We start from the raw sequence: 16037 nt of genomic DNA on the forward strand, positions 1-16037 counted from the left end.
ATTTTTAAATTTTATGAGATCAAAAGTATTGGCTTATGGTAAAAATCAGGTTTTAGAATTAAAATTCAGCAGTACGAAATTATAAATTGAGACTATGAACCCCAGTCTCAGAAGGTGTTTGCATCTGTTTGTATAAAAGTGGTGTGGTATTCTTTATTTTCTTGAATGTTGAAAAGAAAGTTGATTTTGAATTGAATCCAACCTCATATCCAATCTCTTCAATTTTTAAATAAGAACCATTTTCTATTTTTCCGCAGGCTTCACCAATTCGGTATTCATTAATGTATGTGGAAAAACTTTTCCCTAAATTATCATTCAGCAGCTGGGATAGCTGATGGGTTGATATATTCATTCTGAAGGCAAGATCACTTAATTTAAGATTTGGATTTTTATAAAGTTCTTCTGTATTCATCAGTTTTTCTAATCTGGAAGCAAAATTATCTGCCTGTTCTTCTGAAATCTTTTTATTAGAATATCTGTTACCAGGATCTTTTGCCGGAATCTGTTGATCTTTTTTATTGAATAAAATTAAAAAGTTAGCATACAGAACAAATGAAAAAACCAGACTTCCTCCTGCACAATAAATCTGTACCCAACCTGTAGAAATTAGCTGGTAAGTCAAAAAGATAATCACATTACTGATGAGAACCGGAAGAACAAATTTATTGGAGCTTCTGATATTCTGTTTAGAAAAAATATAATACTGATAAACTGTGAGGCAAATAAATACTGACCAAACAGTATATATAAAACTTCCAAAATAATCATCCCAAGCCACCGGAAAGACTAAATATAGCAATCCAACAACTCCCAAAAGAACGGTTAAAAATCCAAACGCTTTTCTGGATGAATTCAGGTCAAACTGTTCCTGATAAAAGGAAGATTTGATGTAATAATATAAAGCAGGACCTGCAAAAAACAATGCAGACATCCCCAGATGCGGAATGATCCTTGGTAATTCGGGATAAAAGTACATACAAACTGCTATCCCAACTCTACTGCTTAACATTAAAAGCAAAACTCCCAGAAAGAAATCCTGTAAATTTCTCAGCCTTTTAACGAACAGCAGATAAATACCAAGCAAAACTCCATTGAAAGCTCCCAAGGCACTGAAAAAAAATAGTATATGTTCTCCGAAAGTCATTGTTAATTAGTTCTTATTTTTAAATACTGGCCAGAAAATAATCTTCATTTCTGATCACTAGAAACGGATTTCAGCTCGTTTAATCAATCAATATCATTCATCTTATCTTAGCCGAAAACTTACATTCTGCAGGAGTAAATTTAGTCATTTATTGAATTCAATTTCAACAAGATATATAATTTTATAAAAAATTTTGGTTTGTTTTGGCTAAAGCCAATGGATGATTTGATTTATGATTCAAATGGGCTAAAGCCCATTTCTATTGAATGACAAGCATTGTGGATAATTATTGTGGATAACACTGTTTGAATATTTATAAATGAGGCTAAAAGCTGCTTAATAAAAAGCTTTTTATTGGTAATTAAAGTTTCTCGCAGATCTTATCACAGATGATTGCAGATATCAAAATAAGAGATTTTAAAACTTATGTATACTCCTCATGCAATATGCTTATAACTTAAAATCACTTAAGTGTTTCAATCTTTTATGGCTTTTGTCGTAAATAATTTTCTAAAGAAAATTGTAAATAATACGAAATTGTGCTGTTTCTATTTAAAGAAAAATTCTTAATTGTTAAAAACAAAAAATCCCAAAGCAAGCTTTGGGATTTTGATATGGTAGAAGCAAATATTATCTGCTTGCGATATCGATATAGTTTCTTTCCTGAGCACCTTGGTAAACCTGTCTTGGTCTTCCGATTGGGTCTCCTTTCAATCTCATTTCCTTCCATTGAGAGATCCATCCTGGTAATCTTCCTAATGCAAACATTACAGTAAACATTTCTGTAGGAATTCCTAATGCTCTGTAGATGATTCCTGAGTAGAAGTCTACGTTTGGATATAGTTTTCTTTCTACGAAGTACTCATCTTCAAGTGCTACTCTTTCTAACTGCATTGCAATGTCAAGAGCTTTATCCTGGATTCCTAATGCTTTCAGGATATCGTCAGCAGCTTTCTTGATGATTTTTGCTCTTGGGTCGAAGTTTTTGTACACTCTGTGTCCGAATCCCATCAAACGGAAGTTATCATTCTTATCTTTAGCTTTAGCAACATATTTAGAAACATCACCACCATCTTTCTCGATAAGCTCAAGCATTTCGATTACCGCCTGGTTAGCCCCACCGTGAAGTGGTCCCCAAAGTGCAGACACCCCAGCAGAGATAGAAGCGAAAAGACCTGTGTGAGCAGAACCTACCATTCTTACTGTAGAAGTAGAACAGTTTTGCTCGTGATCTGCATGAAGAATTAATAGTTTATCTAAAGCACTTACTACAACCGGATCGATTTCGAAATCGGCGTTTGGTAATCTGAATGCCATTTTGTAGAAGTTTTCTACATAGCTAAGGTTGTTATCACCGTGGTTTAATGGTAAACCTTGAGTTTTTCTGTATGTCCAAGCACAAAGGTGAGAGAACTTAGCAATCATCAGCTCAGCTGCGTGATCCATTTCTTCTTTAGAGTTTACGTTAACGGCTTTCGGGTTGAAGGCTGTCAATGCAGACGTCATAGAAGATAAAACTCCCATAGGGTGAGCAGAACGAGGAAAAACATCAATGATCTTTTTCATCTCATCTGCGATGAAGTTATATTTTTTAATATTGTTGTCGAAAGAAGTAAATTGATCCTGAGTAGGTAATTCTCCATGTAATAAAAGATACATTACTTCTGTGAAGTTAGATTTTTCAGCAATTTGCTCGATTGGATAACCTCTGTAGAATAATTCTCCTTTATCTCCGTCTAAGTAAGTGATGTCGCTAATAGTAGCTCCTGTATTTTTGTAACCTAAATCCAGAGTGATTAAACCTGTCTGGTCTCTTAATTTCGAAATATCAATCCCTCTGTCTCCGATAGTACTATCTACGATAGGATATTCATATGAATTACCGTCGTAATTCAATATTACTTTGTTGTCTGACATTATTTATTTATTTTTTTTAAATATACCACTTTCCATAAAATACGGCAAACAAAAATTATCGCTTGCCGTTATTTATAAATTCAATTATCTTTTTATTTTGAATGCTTCTAAACCTGGGAAAATAGCAGTTTCACCCAATGCTTCTTCGATTCTTAACAACTGGTTGTATTTCGCCATTCTGTCTGATCTTGAAGCTGAACCTGTTTTAATTTGTCCACAGTTCATTGCTACCGCTAAATCAGCAATGGTAGAATCTTCAGTTTCTCCTGATCTGTGAGACATTACTGAAGTGAATTTGTTGTTCTGAGCCATTTGTACGGCTGCCATTGTTTCAGAAAGAGAACCTATTTGGTTTACTTTTACAAGGATAGAGTTAGCAATATTTTCTTTTACTCCTCTGGATAGTCTTTCTACATTGGTTACAAATAAATCATCTCCTACAAGCTGTACTTTGTCACCGATTTTATCAGTTAACATTTTCCACCCCTCCCAGTCATTTTCCTGCATACCGTCTTCAATGGAAATGATTGGGTATTTTGCAGCCAGTTCAGCTAAGTAAGAAACCTGCTCGCTGCTTGAAAACTGAGCTGCGTCCTGAGTCTGGAATTTTCTGTAATCATAAATTCCGTCTTTGTAGAATTCAGAAGCTGCACAGTCAAGTGCTAACATAATGTCGTCACCTGGCTTATAGCCTGCTTTTTCAATGGCCTGAAGCAATGTATCCAAAGCATCTTCAGTTCCTTTGAAAGTAGGAGCAAAACCACCTTCGTCACCTACCGCAGTAGATAAACCTCTTGAATGAAGAATAGATTTTAGATTATGGAAAATTTCTGTTCCTTTTCTCAATGCGTGAGAGAAAGAATCTGCTTTTACCGGCATGATCATAAATTCCTGGAATGCGATAGGAGCATCTGAGTGAGAACCACCGTTGATTACATTCATCATAGGAACAGGAAGTGTGTTTGCATTTACACCACCTACATATTTGTATAAAGGCATTCCCAATTCTGCAGCTGCAGCTCTTGCTACTGCCAAAGAAACTCCAAGGATTGCATTAGCTCCCAGATTTCCTTTGTTGGGAGTACCGTCAAGATCAATCATGATCTGATCGATATAGTTTTGTTCAAAAACCGGCTGACCAACTAAATTTTCTGCAATTACTTCTTTTACATTTTCAACAGCTTTCAAAACTCCTTTTCCTTGGTATTCTGAACCTCCGTCACGTAATTCTACGGCTTCATGCTCTCCTGTAGATGCTCCTGAAGGAACAGCTGCACGACCCATAGCACCGTTTTCTGTAAATACATCCACTTCAATGGTAGGATTACCTCTGGAATCTAAAATCTGTCTTGCTTCTATGTAAGAAATTGCACTCATTTTTTATTTTTTTTAGTTTAGACAAATTTAATCAAAATTTAACTTTCAGGGGCATTTCGCAGGTTTTTTTTGAAATAATTCGAAGTTAAATTTTAGTTAATTTATATTATGATAAACTCATGATTTACTTCCCAAAAAACCTTTCTTGACATCACATCAAAAAAGGTTTTTATTTTTAAATTGAATATCTATACTTATATAGAAATGGAGAGGTTTGCCTAAATGATTGTTATTTTATTCAATCTTTTTTTCATCAGGAGTATTGACGAAAACACTTGGTTTCTCAGAGTCTAGTCCCCAATTAAGGCCTAAAAAAGAAATCAGATTATCTTTCTCTCCGTAATTTTTGCCAAACGCCGCGTTAATATATACTTTATCCGATACTTTATAAGCCAATAAACCATTGGTTCGAAATGTTTTTTCAATATCATTGATACGATAAATATATTCCCAGGATACAGAAAACCTTTTATAAGTAAACTCTGCCTTTCCTCCAAAATCATAGTTTTTAGTTCTGAGAAATTGCTGATTGATGTCTAGCGTTGTTCCATCATCAAGATATCGAACGATCCCGTAAAAATTAAGTTTCTTCTCTGCTTCAGGATTCTCTTTTTTTGTAAAATCAAAACCTGTATTCAACGTTAACCAAAACCCTAGTTTTCCAAAGTGACTGTTTGAAAATTTATTATCAGAAAAAAAAGTACTGTAGCCACCAGCAAAATCCACAGCAAGTATGGGGGAGGCTTCTAAGAGGCTCCTGTAATAATCGACATTTTTGAGCCCATTTTCATTCTCTTCATACTTTTTTAGTAACTTGCTTAAGCTGCCTTCTAATAAATCCTCACAATCTGAAGGACTTAAATTTTCATCAATACACTTTTGTTCAATTTCTAATTCTTTATCGCTTAAATATTTACTGATCAATTTTAATTGAGCTTTTTTTGCAGAATCTTCTTTTACAATTTTTTTGAGATTATCCTGAGTTCGAATCTTAATTAAAGTTCCTCTTACACTTACAGAGAATGCCGGATTTTTAATATCATCATCTGAATTTAGAATTAAATCTCTCACAAATCCTAATGAAAATGATGCCTTATTCAAGTCATTAAAAACATTTTGTTTATATACTTTTCCGTCATATCCTTTAAACCCTGCATATTTGAGCGAATTCATTCCTTTTGAACGTAGTAGCCAATATGGTGTAATTTCAAATGCATACGTATCCGGAATTCCTTCACTTTTCTTAAATGAATTGACTAAACTTAAAACAATTGCTTTTTTTGACTTTGGAGTTTCCAATTCGGAGGGAGAAATACCCAACAGAATAATAGACGCTGGATTTGAAATGGCGAGTTCTTTAAGTTCCACATCAATTTCCTTTACTTCGGTGTTTTTATTTTGTGATCTATATCCATGTATAGATATAAAAGTCAACACCATCAAAAATATCTTTTTCATGATCTTCATTTTATATTTATCACTTTTACGCTAATAATTCTTTTCATTGGAGAAAGGTCAGCCTTTGTATTCTTCTCAAAAGGAAGTACCATATTATCCTGACCTCGTAAAGTATACATAATGCTAGTGTGCTGCATTGCTGGATCTAAAAGACTATCATTAATACCACTAAAATCAAAAATGTGGCGAATTCGTAATCTTTTACCCTGTATGATGTCTACCGTAATTACATCATCAGAGCCGTCATACAAATCATTAATTGTGGCCAGATACCTTACGTTTGTATTTACCTGGGCATCCGTAGAAATCGTAATTGTTAAAACATAATCGTTATCATCTCCCGTTAATTTAAAAGTTTTAACTGATTTTTTAATTAGAGTTTTCATGGCTATCAAGTTTTATATATCAAAGTTCGGCCTAAAAAACATATTTGTCAATTACACAAAAGGGTGATTATACAAATTAAAAAGTAAGATTGCATATGGCAACCATTATAATACTACTTCAAAGGTTAAAGAAGTTCCGGGATCTTCAGGTGTAATCTCACATTTTCCTTCTATATCGCTCATCCTTCTTTTCATATTCCGGAGACCATTTCCTTTATGGCATTCTTCCGGAATTCCTGTTCCGTTATCTGAAATCTTCATAATGAAGATATTTCTATCCTGATAAAATGAGAGTTTAAGCGTATCTGCCCGGCTATGTTTGTAGATGTTATTAACGGCTTCTTTCAGGCATAAGAAAAGATTACGCCTTAATTCTGTAGAAATGGGGGTATCACTTATGATATCTATACATTCTGACTTTAATACGATTTTAGTTTTTTTTAGAAAATTTCCGGAATAAATAATCGCATAATCTATGAAACGTTCCAGCGTATCATTACCTGAGTTCAGACTCCAGAGCATTTCCCGCATGGAAATATTCATCTCTTCTGATGTTTTCAGCAATTCATCAATATCATTCTGGAGATCATCATCGTTTACTTTTTGTTTTAGAAATTCTGAATGAAGCTTAAGCGCAGAAATCCCTGCACCGAGATCATCATGCATATCGTGAGAAATACGTTCCCGTTCCTTTTCTATTAACTTTTGTTTCTCCAGTTCTTTCTGAAGAAGCTGGTTTTGGTATTCGGCTTCTTTTAACTGCTTTTCTTTGAAGTAAAGAAGCTGCTTTCTGTTATACATTAAAACCACGAAAATGATGAATCCTACGAATAGCATCATGATAACAACAGCAAGGATATAGGTTGCTTTAATTTCTTCGGGAAGTTCTTTCATTCTGTGTGAATATTAATCCTATTAAAAATAAAAGATAGATCATGACATTCACAATTGAAAATGTCATTGTCAGAAAGCTTAAAAGCTGGGAATCATTTTTTTGTAAAAAATACATCGGGATAGCCCGGAAAATAAAAAATACAGACCAGATCAAAATACCTGAGCTGATCCAAAACAAAAAGTTTTCAATAATGCTTTTATCATCAACATTTTTAAGTTTATATATGAACCAGGTCATAGAAAGGAATATAAAAAGAAGAGGGAGGCTTATGATTGATGTAAAACTTAATTGTTTTATATCCGTCTGAAATTCCATGAGATTAAAAATAATCAGTAAACAGCTAAAGCAAATTATTGAGATTCTGAAAACACGATCATGAATACTTTTAAAATAGATTGTACTAAAATAAATTAGAGAAAGAATAATATATCCGAAAAATAAATTATTCCTGTCAAACTCTATCCATGATGATAGATTTACAGGAATAATATCCACTCCTATAATAAGAAGCAGATATACAAAAAAGTAAAACTGTTGTTTTGACTTGCGCTTATATATCCATAAATATACAGAGTACAGAAAGCAGATCAAAACAACAATTTCATAAATTCTGTTTAGGGACATTGCTGAGGGCAAAGAGAGTTCATATCATAATTTCTCAAATGTTCTATAGTATTACCATTAGTATCTATGGCATCTGTAAGACAAGTAAGCTGTCCCTGACTTTTAAGGTATTTACTACTATAAAAAGATGTTGGCGATTTAGGATCTATGGCTTGTGCTAATGTGAATGTTAATGACTGAACATATTGAGGGCTCATACTGCTATTATAGACTTCTATAATCTTTCGCTGTACTTTAAAATCTCCGGCATCTATTTTCAAATAATTCGTATTTTGACCGGAAGTACTGAACTTATTTATTTTGTTTTGGATGTTATTTAAATAGCTTTTATGCATTTTAATAAAGTCTTGGGATTCTATTTCTACTGTTTTCTTAACAGATAACATTCCATAATATTTACCACCCACTAAATTCTGAGATTGATCAAAAAAGCCTATTCCAATATAAAGTTTACCATCAAACGGTGCCAATTCTGTGTATTTTGATTCAAAATCATTTTGGATAAATTGGAGAAAATATAGTCTTATCGTAGTAACCTTTGGGTTATTCTGTAGAAAATCACAGAACTCTAGCCATTGCTGGTTTTCCAGGATGAATACATCAGTTTTCAACAAGCCTTCATTATTAAGGACAGGATAGGTATTATCTATAAATGCCTGACGCATATCTTTTGCAAAAGCTCCTGCTAAAGGAATATATACAGGACTTTTCCCTTCCATAGATTTCATTTCTTTTGCCAATATAGACTTTTTCTCCTTTTCAAATTTGGCTAGCTTTTCCTTCATGCCTTTCTCGATTTGGGCTGGAATTTGGATACCCCATAACAGCAGTATCACAATGAATGTTTTAATGGTTCTCATGATTTCTTAGTTTTTAGATTGGTTTAGTTTATTGACTGCTTCAACTTTATTGTTGACATGCAACTTTCTATAGATATTTCCGACATGCTTTTTCACGGTATCCATACTGATACACTTTTGATCAGCAATTTCTTTGTAGAGCAATCCTTGCGAAAGAAGTTCAAGAATTTCTTTTTCCCTTTCTGTAAGTTCATCGAAACCTTTAATCTCCGGAAACTTTTTCTCAAAATGCTGCAATACTCTTCGGGCAATAGAAAAACTCATAGGAGCACCACCATTATAAACATCCCTGATGGAAGAAAGTATCTTGTCCATACTCTCTCCTTTCACAAGGTATCCCATCGCACCGGCTTTTAAAGAATTAAAGATTTTCTCATCATCATCAAAACTTGTACACATGATGAAGTGGGTATCCGGCATTTCTTTTTTGAGCTTTTCAATAATTTCAATCCCCAGCATATCCTGAAGCTGGATATCCATCATGACAACATCGGGAGAAATATCGGGAAGGTTTTTAAGAGCATCATTCCCATCAAAGAACTGGGCAACAACCTTCATATCCTGTTGATAATTGATTACCTTCTTCAACGCGTTGTTGTAGTTCTTTTCGTCTTCTACTATGGCAATGGAAATGCTCATGTCTTTTTTATTTGAAGCAAATATCAACAGAAAACAGATCGGAATCAATTACACATTTGTGTAATCTTAAGGTTTGAGTTTAGGGTTATGGTTTGTTTTTAATCTTATTAAATTTAATTATTTTTTCATTTCAAAACCTTATTTTTTTAATAAAAATTAACAAATCCGGACTGCCACTATATTGGTAATGATTTCATTAGTTACCATCCGTCATTTCATTCAGGTTATAAAAGGAAAATTATAGATAAAAATTGTAAAAATTCACCATATTGCAAGGCATGATTTTTGTAAAATTAAAGAATAAAAATCATATTGAATATCAAATAATATAATCATGAAAAAAAGTCTTTTAGCACTTGGTGCCATACTTACATTAGCTGTAGTAAGCTGCAAAAAAAGTGAAGGTGGAAATAAGAGTATCATTAAAACAGACAGTACTGAAACAGTAGTTACAGATAATAACGGAAAGGTTGATTCTGTTGCTCAAAGTTCATCCACTGTAGACGTCAACGGAAAGAAAACGGAAAAAACAGATTTTGTCTATAAAGCGACAGATGGAACATTGGTAAAAGTAGTATTCAAAAACGATCCAAAAGAAAGTACGGTAGCTATTACCAGCAACAAAAAAACATTTACGCTTACTAAAGCTGAAACCAAAGGGGATGAAACCATCTATAAAAAAGATGATATGACTGTGAGGGTAAAAGGCGACAGTCTTCACCTTGAACAGGGAAACAATATCATTCCATTGAAAAGAACGAAGATTTAAGAATACATAAAAGCCCTCATATTCAATGAGGGCTTTTCTTTTCCTGAATTTGCCAGGAAAGCTTACTTAAGATTTTCGATAATTGAAATATAAGGATTTATATCCCTCTGCTTAATAAAGCCGTTTCTATCCAACCTGATTTCTTTCATTCGAACTGAATCAGATTCATTTCCTCCGATAGTAAGCAGGTATTTTCCTTTATGATCTTCTCCTACTTCAATCACAATAGCAGAATGAGACTGGTAGCCGGAATGATCTCTTGCATAATTATAATCAAATTCTGAGTTTCCTCTGTTGTTCTGAATAATGTCTCCAATTTTAGGATGATATTCATCCAGTCGTCGCCCCTTGAAGACCCCTGTATTCTGGATTGTATTCTGGATCGCCTTATGAACGAATTTAGAATGGGCAAGAGAGAATTTAAACTCAGTGGCATTTGCCCCAGCTTTAAGGACGCACCAGGATATAAAAACTGCAGACCAGGGTTCAGTGACCGAACTTGTAAAGTTAAAGTCAAGATCTTCATAATATTTCCTGATCTGTCTAAAGAGCTTGTCATCTGCTTCGTCCATGCTTTTGTAGAGCTGATACTGCTGATACGCTGTATCAATTAATTTTTTGGTAAAAATACTTGTTGCCATGATATTAGATTTTGTTGTTATGTCTAAGCAAAATTACAAGACCTATACGATGGATTCAATACCACTTTTGGGTAATAAAAAAAGCCACCCGTATCCGGATGGCTTTCATTTATATCTGAATGAATATTATTCTTCAGTTTTTTCTTCAGTAGTGTCAGCTTTAGCTTCTTCTACTTTTTCTTCTACAACTGGAGCATCAGCAACTACTGTTGCTTTAGCTGGTGTAGATCTTCTGCTTCTTCTTGTAGCTTTTTTCTCCTCAGCATTCGGGTTGTAAAGCTCGTTGAAATCTACCAATTCGATAAGAGCCATATCAGCAGCATCACCTGGTCTGAAACCTGTCTTAATGATTCTTGTATAACCACCGTTTCTTTCAGCGATTTTAGGAGCTACAGTTCTGAATAATTCAGCAACCGCAAATTTATTTTGAAGGTAAGAGAATACTACTCTTCTGTTATGTGTAGTATCTTCTTTTGCTTTTGTTAATAGAGGCTCAACATATACTCTTAAAGCTTTAGCTTTAGCTACAGTAGTGTTGATTCTTTTATGCTCAATTAGAGAACAAGCCATATTAGAAAGCATCGCACTTCTGTGAGATGAAGTTCTTCCTAAGTGATTGAATTTTTTACCGTGTCTCATTATTAATTATTTATCAGCGTCTAACTTATATTTTGCAACGTCGAAACCGAAGTTAAGACCTTTTGAATGCACTAATTCTTCTAGTTCTGTCAAAGATTTTTTACCAAAATTTCTGAATTTCATCAAATCAGACTTACTGTAAGAAACCAATTCTCCAAGAGTTTCTACTTCAGCTGCTTTCAGACAGTTAAGGGCTCTTACAGAAAGATCCATATCTGCTAATTTAGACTTAAGAAGTTGTCTTGTGTGAAGTGTCTCTTCGTCATATTGGATAGATGCTTTTACAGCTTCAGTTTCAAGCGTGATTCTCTCATCAGAGAATAGCATGAAGTGATAAATTAATATCTTAGAAGCTTCTGTTAAAGCATTCTGAGGGCTGATAGACCCGTCAGTTTCTATATCTAATACAAGTTTTTCGTAGTCTGTTTTTTGCTCTACACGATAATTTTCAATGCTATACTGTACTTTCTTGATCGGCGTGAAAATAGAGTCAATGGCAATAGTACCTACAGGTGCATTGTTTGACTTATTTTGTTCTGAAGGAACATATCCTCTACCTTTTTCAATATTGAAAGTAATTTCGAAAGTTACATCAGTATTTAGGTTACAAATCACTAAATCCGGGTTTAAAACCTCGAATCCGTTGATCGATTTTCCTAAATCACCAGCAGTAATAATCGTTTGACCTGAAACTTTAGCAACAACCTGCTCGTTAGCCTGGCCTTCTGCTAAAGCTTTTAATCTAACCTGCTTAAGGTTAAGAATGATTTCGGTAACGTCTTCGATTACTCCTGGAATAGTTGAAAATTCGTGCTCTACACCTTCTATTTTGATAGATGAAATAGCATATCCTTCCAGAGAAGAAAGCAACACTCTTCTCAAAGCATTACCGATTGTAAGCCCGAAACCTGGTTCTAAAGGTCTGAATTCAAATTGACCTTTAAATTCATCAGAGTTAAGTAAAATTACTTTATCGGGTTTTATGAATTGTAAAATTGCCATATTATTGGGTTGAGCAAAAATTTGATTAAAAAATTATTTAGAGTAAAGTTCGACGATAAGGTTCTCCTTGATGTCTTCCGGAATTTGGATTCTTTCAGGAGCAGAAATGAAGGTACCTTCTTTCTTCTCATCGTTGAATTGTAACCACTCATAGTTTGACTTAGAAGCCAATGCATTGGTAACAACATCAAGAGACTTAGACTTTTCTCTTACAGTGATTACATCACCAGCTTTTACCAAGTAAGAAGGGATATTAAGAATCTCTCCGTTCACAGTGATGTGTCTGTGAGAAACTAATTGTCTTGCTCCAGATCTAGTTTTAGCAAAACCTAATCTGAAAACTACATTATCCAATCTTGATTCACAAAGTTGTAATAGAACTTCACCTGTTACTCCTTTGCTTCTGTGTGCTTTTTCAAATAAGTTAGCAAACTGTCTTTCTAAGATACCGTAAGTATATTTAGCTTTTTGTTTTTCAGCTAACTGAACTGCATATTCTGATTTCTTAGCACCTCTTCTTTTGTTAGGACCGTGTTGTCCTGGCGGTTGGTTTTTTCTTTTTTCGAAGTTCTTATCATCTCCGTAGATTGCAGCACCAAACTTTCTAGCAATCTTAGTTTTAGGTCCAATATATCTTGCCATAATGGGTAAATTCTAAAAATTAAACTCTTCTTCTTTTTGGTGGTCTACATCCGTTGTGTGGCATAGGAGTCACGTCAACGATTTCTGAAACTTCAATTCCTGAATTGTGAATAGATCTGATTGCAGATTCTCTACCTGCACCTGGACCTTTCACAAACACCTTCACTCTTCTTAAACCAGCTTCGTGAGCTACAGCAGAGCAATTTTCAGCTGCCATCTGAGCAGCAAATGGAGTATTCTTTTTAGAACCTCTGAATCCCATTTTACCGGCAGAAGCCCAAGAGATAACCTCTCCGTTTTTATTTGTTAAAGAAATGATGATGTTATTGAAAGAAGCTTGAATATGTGCTTCACCAATAGCTTCAACTTTTACTTTTCTTTTCTTAACTACTTTAGTTTGTTTTGCCATAATTCCTAACGATTATTTACTAGCTTTTTTCTTGTTAGCAACAGTTTTTCTCTTTCCTTTTCGGGTTCTAGAGTTGTTTTTCGTTCTCTGGCCTCTTAAAGGTAATCCAAGTCTGTGACGTATTCCTCGTTGGCATCCTATGTCCATCAATCTCTTGATGTTCAATTGCACTTCAGATCTTAATTCTCCTTCAACTTTTACGTTGTCTAAGATATAAGTTCTGATTGCAGCCAATTCATCGTCATTCCATTCGTTGACTTTTTTGTCTTCGCTAATACCGGCAGCTTTAAGGATTTCAGAAGAAGTACTTCTTCCAACTCCGTAGATGTAAGTTAAACCGATAACTCCTCTTTTGTTTTTTGGTAAATCAATACCTGCAATTCTCGCCATAATTTAATTAACCTTGTCTTTGTTTAAATTTTGGGTTCTTCTTGTTGATTACGAACAGTACACCTTTTCTGCGTACGATTTTGCAATCAGCGCTTCTTTTTTTAATTGATGCTCTTACTTTCATTTTGATAGTATTTATTTTTTACAAATGCCAAATGGAATGAGAATTCCATTTGGCTAAATGTTTTTAATATCTAAATGTGATCCTCCCTTTCGTTAAATCATAGGGAGACATTTCTAGTTTTACCTTATCACCAGGTAAAAGTTTAATATAGTGCATTCGCATTTTGCCGGAAATATGAGCAATAAGAATATGCCCATTTTCAAGTTCTACACGGAACTGAGCGTTCGAAAGTGCTTCCGTTATAACGCCGTCTTGTTCAATATGTTTTTGTTTTGCCATAAATTAATATCCAGTCGTTCTAGACAGTTTAGACTGCATTAAACCATCATAATGATGGTTCAGCAGATATGTATTAATCTGTTGAACTGTATCTAAAATTACACCCACCATAATTAATAGTGACGTTCCCCCGAAAAATAAGGCGAACGCATCTGTCTGAACAAAGCTTCCATGCACAATTGCTGGAAGGACTGCAAAGATAGATAAAAAAATTGCACCTGGCAAGGTAATTTTTGATAAAATATCATCTAAATAATCTGCTGTCTCTTTTCCGGGTCTTACTTTCGGTACTAAACCTCCATTTCTCTTCAAATCATCAGCCATTTGGTTCACCGGAATTGTAATTGCAGTATAGAAAAACGAGAAGATAATAATTAATAGCGCAAACAATACGTTGTACTGCCAGCTAAAAACATTCTTGAAACCTGCAAGAAAAGTATTGGACTCGTCGAATTTTGTTAATAATCCTGGTACGAACATCAATGCCTGAGCAAAGATAATCGGCATTACACCAGCAGCATTTACTTTCAATGGAATCCATTGTCTTGCGCCCTGCATAAGATTCTTGTTTACACCTCCTCTTGCTTGAGCTCTGCTTACATACTGAATAGGAATTTTTCTAACAGCAACTGATAAAATCACAGCTAAAAGAACTACCACCATCCAGAATAATACTTCGATAAGGATCATGATAGATCCCATTCCTCCTTTTCCGTTCTGCACGGCCATCTCCTGAACGAATGCCTCAGGTAATCTTGAAAGGATCCCCACCATAATAAGGATAGAGATACCATTTCCGATTCCCTTATCGGTAATCTTTTCACCTAACCACATTGCAAATACTGAACCACCTACCAAGATTACAATACTTGGTAACCAGAACATAATTGAATTTGGTTCTACAAAATATGCAGATTGGAATTGAGCATACGGTAAGAATAATTGAGTAATAGAAGTTAAATAAGAAGGTGCCTGTACCAGACAAACCCCGATCGTTAACCATCTTGTAATTTGGTTCAATGTATTTCTACCTGACTCTCCATCTTTCTGAAGCTTCTGAAGATAAGGAATAGCCATCCCCATCAACTGAACAATAATAGAAGCAGAAATATAAGGCATAATTCCCAACGCCATTACGGAAGCGTGGCTGAAGGCCCCCCCCGTAAACGACGAAAGCAAGCCAAGGAGACCTGCTCCTTGCTTGTTACCGCCTTGATTTTTATAATGCTCTAAGAGATCTCCCACTTCTGCAAGGTTAATTGCTGGAAGTGAAATATAAGATGCGAATCTATACACAAGGATTATACCTAAAGTGAAGAGAATTTTATCTCTAAGCTCTTTAAGACTCCAAATATTTTTAAGTGTTTGTATAAATTCTTTCATTAGTAAGTATTATAAGGTAATTGCTTTTCCACCTGCTTTAGCAATAAGCTCTTCAGCAGATTTCGTGAATTTATCAGCAGAGATTGAAACCGCAGATTTCAATTCTCCTCTACCCATAATTTTCACTAATTCGTTTTTAGAAACGATCCCGTTTGCTACTAAAACTTCTTTCGTGATTTCTCCAGTGATGGATTTGTTCTCGATTAAAGTCTGAATAGTATCAAGGTTAACACCTCTAAACTCTTTTCTGTTTACGTTTTTGAATCCGAATTTAGGTAATCTTCTTTGTAAAGGCATCTGTCCACCTTCGAAACCGATCTTCTGAGAATAACCAGCTCTAGCTTTCTGACCTTTGTGTCCTTTTGTTGAAGTACCTCCTTTTCCAGTACCTTGTCCTCTACCAATTCTTTTTGAATTGAAAGTAGAACCTGCTGCTGGTTGTATATTGTTTAAATTCAT

At 34.5% G+C, this 16037-nt stretch carries 19 protein-coding genes; 1 reads left to right on the forward strand and 18 read right to left on the reverse strand.

What is annotated here, in order from left to right; translation table 11 throughout:
- Window positions 1-79 precede the first annotated feature (79 nt).
- The 8 genes from M2372_RS11740 to M2372_RS11775 form a co-directional block, all read right to left on the reverse strand.
- Entirely contained in the window at window positions 80-1144 is a 1065-nt protein-coding gene (locus M2372_RS11740; RefSeq protein WP_123320569.1) for an AraC family transcriptional regulator, read from the reverse strand.
- 630 nt (window positions 1145-1774) lie between these two features.
- Complete coding sequence (locus M2372_RS11745) at window positions 1775-3061, reverse strand: citrate synthase (RefSeq protein ID WP_115973426.1); 1287 nt, start codon at window positions 3059-3061, stop codon at window positions 1775-1777.
- Between the two features lie 84 nt (window positions 3062-3145).
- Window positions 3146-4438, reverse strand: coding sequence for a phosphopyruvate hydratase (eno, locus tag M2372_RS11750; RefSeq protein WP_123320568.1), 1293 nt, complete (start codon window positions 4436-4438; stop codon window positions 3146-3148).
- A gap of 234 nt (window positions 4439-4672) precedes the next feature.
- Window positions 4673-5896, reverse strand: coding sequence for a hypothetical protein (locus tag M2372_RS11755; protein ID WP_148060800.1), 1224 nt, complete (start codon window positions 5894-5896; stop codon window positions 4673-4675).
- 5 nt (window positions 5897-5901) lie between these two features.
- Window positions 5902-6282, reverse strand: a complete 381-nt coding sequence (locus tag M2372_RS11760; protein ID WP_115973423.1) for a hypothetical protein — start codon at window positions 6280-6282, stop codon at window positions 5902-5904.
- 105 nt (window positions 6283-6387) lie between these two features.
- A complete protein-coding gene (locus M2372_RS11765; RefSeq protein WP_115973422.1) occupies window positions 6388-7176 on the reverse strand; it encodes a sensor histidine kinase in 789 nt (262 codons plus the stop codon).
- A gap of 615 nt (window positions 7177-7791) precedes the next feature.
- Window positions 7792-8661 carry a hypothetical protein gene (locus M2372_RS11770; RefSeq protein ID WP_123320566.1) on the reverse strand — a complete coding sequence of 290 codons (870 nt, stop codon included), beginning with the start codon at window positions 8659-8661 and terminating at the stop codon, window positions 7792-7794.
- A gap of 6 nt (window positions 8662-8667) precedes the next feature.
- Window positions 8668-9300 (reverse strand): response regulator transcription factor, encoded by a 633-nt coding sequence (locus M2372_RS11775; RefSeq protein ID WP_123320565.1) that lies wholly within the window; start codon window positions 9298-9300, stop codon window positions 8668-8670.
- A 334-nt stretch (window positions 9301-9634) separates the two neighbouring features.
- Here M2372_RS11775 and M2372_RS11780 point away from each other — a divergent pair, with 334 nt between their 5' ends.
- Window positions 9635-10069 (forward strand): hypothetical protein, encoded by a 435-nt coding sequence (locus M2372_RS11780; protein WP_123320564.1) that lies wholly within the window; start codon window positions 9635-9637, stop codon window positions 10067-10069.
- Window positions 10070-10131: 62 nt separating this feature from the next.
- Here the strand turns inward: M2372_RS11780 and M2372_RS11785 are convergent, their stop codons facing one another.
- From M2372_RS11785 to rplO, 10 genes are all read right to left on the reverse strand, one after another.
- Window positions 10132-10710 (reverse strand): DUF2272 domain-containing protein, encoded by a 579-nt coding sequence (locus M2372_RS11785; RefSeq protein ID WP_115973417.1) that lies wholly within the window; start codon window positions 10708-10710, stop codon window positions 10132-10134.
- 126 nt (window positions 10711-10836) lie between these two features.
- Window positions 10837-11349 carry a 50S ribosomal protein L17 gene (gene rplQ, locus M2372_RS11790; protein WP_115973416.1) on the reverse strand — a complete coding sequence of 171 codons (513 nt, stop codon included), beginning with the start codon at window positions 11347-11349 and terminating at the stop codon, window positions 10837-10839.
- 6 nt (window positions 11350-11355) lie between these two features.
- Complete coding sequence (locus M2372_RS11795) at window positions 11356-12351, reverse strand: DNA-directed RNA polymerase subunit alpha (protein ID WP_115973415.1); 996 nt, start codon at window positions 12349-12351, stop codon at window positions 11356-11358.
- 33 nt (window positions 12352-12384) lie between these two features.
- Complete coding sequence (rpsD, locus tag M2372_RS11800; protein ID WP_115973414.1) at window positions 12385-12993, reverse strand: 30S ribosomal protein S4; 609 nt, start codon at window positions 12991-12993, stop codon at window positions 12385-12387.
- Window positions 12994-13012: 19 nt separating this feature from the next.
- Window positions 13013-13402, reverse strand: coding sequence for a 30S ribosomal protein S11 (gene rpsK, locus M2372_RS11805; RefSeq protein ID WP_034694697.1), 390 nt, complete (start codon window positions 13400-13402; stop codon window positions 13013-13015).
- Between the two features lie 12 nt (window positions 13403-13414).
- Window positions 13415-13792, reverse strand: coding sequence for a 30S ribosomal protein S13 (gene rpsM, locus M2372_RS11810; RefSeq protein ID WP_068940272.1), 378 nt, complete (start codon window positions 13790-13792; stop codon window positions 13415-13417).
- A 7-nt stretch (window positions 13793-13799) separates the two neighbouring features.
- Window positions 13800-13916, reverse strand: a complete 117-nt coding sequence (rpmJ, locus tag M2372_RS11815; protein ID WP_007839480.1) for a 50S ribosomal protein L36 — start codon at window positions 13914-13916, stop codon at window positions 13800-13802.
- Between the two features lie 63 nt (window positions 13917-13979).
- Window positions 13980-14195 carry a translation initiation factor IF-1 gene (infA, locus tag M2372_RS11820; protein ID WP_034684855.1) on the reverse strand — a complete coding sequence of 72 codons (216 nt, stop codon included), beginning with the start codon at window positions 14193-14195 and terminating at the stop codon, window positions 13980-13982.
- 3 nt (window positions 14196-14198) lie between these two features.
- Complete coding sequence (gene secY, locus M2372_RS11825) at window positions 14199-15578, reverse strand: preprotein translocase subunit SecY (protein ID WP_103289186.1); 1380 nt, start codon at window positions 15576-15578, stop codon at window positions 14199-14201.
- Between the two features lie 9 nt (window positions 15579-15587).
- Window positions 15588-16037 (reverse strand): 50S ribosomal protein L15, encoded by a 450-nt coding sequence (gene rplO, locus M2372_RS11830; protein ID WP_089734597.1) that lies wholly within the window; start codon window positions 16035-16037, stop codon window positions 15588-15590.

This window comes from Chryseobacterium sp. BIGb0232 (genome assembly GCF_024810195.1).
GTDB classification, from domain to species: Bacteria; Bacteroidota; Bacteroidia; order Flavobacteriales; family Weeksellaceae; genus Chryseobacterium; species Chryseobacterium pennae.

Coding starts and splice junctions, on each gene's coding strand:
- M2372_RS11740 (WP_123320569.1), bottom strand. CDS start 1,144: ATGACTTTCGGAGAACATATACTATTTTTTTTCAGTGCCTTGGGAGCT.
- M2372_RS11745 (WP_115973426.1), bottom strand. CDS start 3,061: ATGTCAGACAACAAAGTAATATTGAATTACGACGGTAATTCATATGAA.
- eno (WP_123320568.1), bottom strand. CDS start 4,438: ATGAGTGCAATTTCTTACATAGAAGCAAGACAGATTTTAGATTCCAGA.
- M2372_RS11755 (WP_148060800.1), bottom strand. CDS start 5,896: ATGAAAAAGATATTTTTGATGGTGTTGACTTTTATATCTATACATGGA.
- M2372_RS11760 (WP_115973423.1), bottom strand. CDS start 6,282: ATGAAAACTCTAATTAAAAAATCAGTTAAAACTTTTAAATTAACGGGA.
- M2372_RS11765 (WP_115973422.1), bottom strand. CDS start 7,176: ATGAAAGAACTTCCCGAAGAAATTAAAGCAACCTATATCCTTGCTGTT.
- M2372_RS11770 (WP_123320566.1), bottom strand. CDS start 8,661: ATGAGAACCATTAAAACATTCATTGTGATACTGCTGTTATGGGGTATC.
- M2372_RS11775 (WP_123320565.1), bottom strand. CDS start 9,300: ATGAGCATTTCCATTGCCATAGTAGAAGACGAAAAGAACTACAACAAC.
- M2372_RS11780 (WP_123320564.1), top strand. CDS start 9,635: ATGAAAAAAAGTCTTTTAGCACTTGGTGCCATACTTACATTAGCTGTA.
- M2372_RS11785 (WP_115973417.1), bottom strand. CDS start 10,710: ATGGCAACAAGTATTTTTACCAAAAAATTAATTGATACAGCGTATCAG.
- rplQ (WP_115973416.1), bottom strand. CDS start 11,349: ATGAGACACGGTAAAAAATTCAATCACTTAGGAAGAACTTCATCTCAC.
- M2372_RS11795 (WP_115973415.1), bottom strand. CDS start 12,351: ATGGCAATTTTACAATTCATAAAACCCGATAAAGTAATTTTACTTAAC.
- rpsD (WP_115973414.1), bottom strand. CDS start 12,993: ATGGCAAGATATATTGGACCTAAAACTAAGATTGCTAGAAAGTTTGGT.
- rpsK (WP_034694697.1), bottom strand. CDS start 13,402: ATGGCAAAACAAACTAAAGTAGTTAAGAAAAGAAAAGTAAAAGTTGAA.
- rpsM (WP_068940272.1), bottom strand. CDS start 13,792: ATGGCGAGAATTGCAGGTATTGATTTACCAAAAAACAAAAGAGGAGTT.
- rpmJ (WP_007839480.1), bottom strand. CDS start 13,916: ATGAAAGTAAGAGCATCAATTAAAAAAAGAAGCGCTGATTGCAAAATC.
- infA (WP_034684855.1), bottom strand. CDS start 14,195: ATGGCAAAACAAAAACATATTGAACAAGACGGCGTTATAACGGAAGCA.
- secY (WP_103289186.1), bottom strand. CDS start 15,578: ATGAAAGAATTTATACAAACACTTAAAAATATTTGGAGTCTTAAAGAG.
- rplO (WP_089734597.1), bottom strand. CDS start 16,037: ATGAATTTAAACAATATACAACCAGCAGCAGGTTCTACTTTCAATTCA.